Source organism: Archangium sp. (assembly GCF_036389735.1).
Classification (GTDB): domain Bacteria; phylum Myxococcota; class Myxococcia; order Myxococcales; family Myxococcaceae; genus Archangium.
Window position 1 is genome coordinate 1 of the sequence record NZ_DASVWK010000861.1, and the last position, 1727, is coordinate 1727.

A 1727-nucleotide genomic window follows, 5' to 3' on the forward strand; every position below is an offset into this window, starting at 1 on the left:
CGCTGCTCGCGCACGGCGGAGAGGGACACCCGGCCGCGCTTCCACTCCGCCCAGGCCTCGCCTCCGACGGTGTTGGCCGAGGCGCCCAGTTGCAGCACGGCGTACTGCACGGTGAGGACGGGCTCCGGCGAGGCCGTCAGCGGATCCGCGCGCAGCAGCGGCTCCCCGACGAGAATGGACAGCGGGCGCGCCAGGAGGATGCGCCCGGCCAGGTAGTCGATGTCGTAGTCCCGACCACGGATCAGATGGTGCTCGGCGAGCGGCAGCCCGGTGACGCCGTCGCGCACCTCCACGCGCAGCAACTCCGAGCCCTCCGCCACCGGGCTCGCACCCAGGTAGTAGAGGCTGCCTCCGGTGGCGCGCAGCTCCTCGTACGCGGGCATGGCGGAGATGCCCTGCGTCGGATCCTCCAGCCCTCCGGCGAAGGCCTCCACGCCCACGCGCGCCTTCAACGGCTCCAGCTCCGCCGCGAGCTGTGCGTAGGGGCCGAAGATCGGCCGGTGGTAGCGGCCCACTTCGCCTTCCGCGTGCAGTGCCCGGTACGTCCCCAGGCCCACCCGGCCCAACGCGTCATGGCGCACTTCCAGCCGCAGGCGGCCCTCGGCGGGGTTGGACGTGAGGCCCACGGAGTCGTCGCCCCACTCGGCGATGGCCAGGTCCGGATCCGGTGCCCGATCCAGTCTCGGGAGGCGGGCGCGCGTCCAGTCCAACACCGGCCGCCCGCGCAGGCCGTCCACATCGGTGTCCCGCAGGTCCAGCTCGCCGACGAGCGAGAAGCGCCCCAGGTGTGCCTCGCCATGGGCCGCGCCCCGTCCCCGTAGCCGGAAACCACCCGTGGCGGGCGCGAACGTGGCCTCCACGTCCAGCAACCCCACCCCGAAGGAGCGGGCCACCGCCTCCAGTCGCACCGGCACCGCGCGGGGCGACTCACCGGGAAGCTCCACCACCACCGACAGCAGGTTCTGGCCCGGCACCAGCACCAGCGGAACCACCGCGGAGCCCTCCGGCCCCACCGTCACATTCCCCAACCGCGCGCGCACACGCGTCCCCGCGGGGAACTCGGCGAGGAGCGAGCTGGGCCCGCTGGCCGGGGGCTTGTCCTTGCCACCCGGCAGCCGCAGCTCCCCAATGGACTCGGCCTCGCGGGGGATGACGAGCAGGCCGCCGTCGCGCGACACCACGTCGATGCGCTGACGCAGCAGGCGCAGGCTGCCCTCGGGGCCCAGGACGGTGATGGGCAGCACGTTCTCCCCGGGCACGAGCAGCACGCGGGCGCGCCAGTCGCCCCGCGCGTCCACCTCCGCGGAGAAACGACCCACCGACACCTCGGCTCCCGGCGAGGCGTGCCCGGCGACGAGGAACTCCACCCCGCCCGGCACCACCGCCGCCAGGGGAGGCGCCACCTCATAGGAGAGCGCCACGGGGGAGGCGGACTCGGCCCGGGTGCGCACCGCGAAGTCCTGGAGCACCACGGCGGCCCAGGGCACCTCCACCGTGACGGCCTCGGGCGAGGCCTCGCTGTCGGGCGGCAGCGTCCTCGCATCCAACCGCAGCCGCTGCCGGCCGGGCCGCAGGTGGACGCCGCCCGTCACGTTGGGGCTCCGCGCGTCCACCTCCGCGAAGTGGTAGCGCCCCCGTGTGTCCGTGCGCACCTCGCGGCCGGTGGCCAGCACCAGCCGCACGTCGGCCAGGCCTGGCTCCTCGGGGGCACAGCGCCCATCCCCGTC

1 pseudogene is annotated in these 1727 nt (G+C 74.8%); it reads right to left on the reverse strand.

The features are described 5' to 3' along the window. Positions 1 to 1727 (reverse strand): annotated as a pseudogene (locus VF794_RS30800) (flagellar motor protein); the annotation flags it as partial.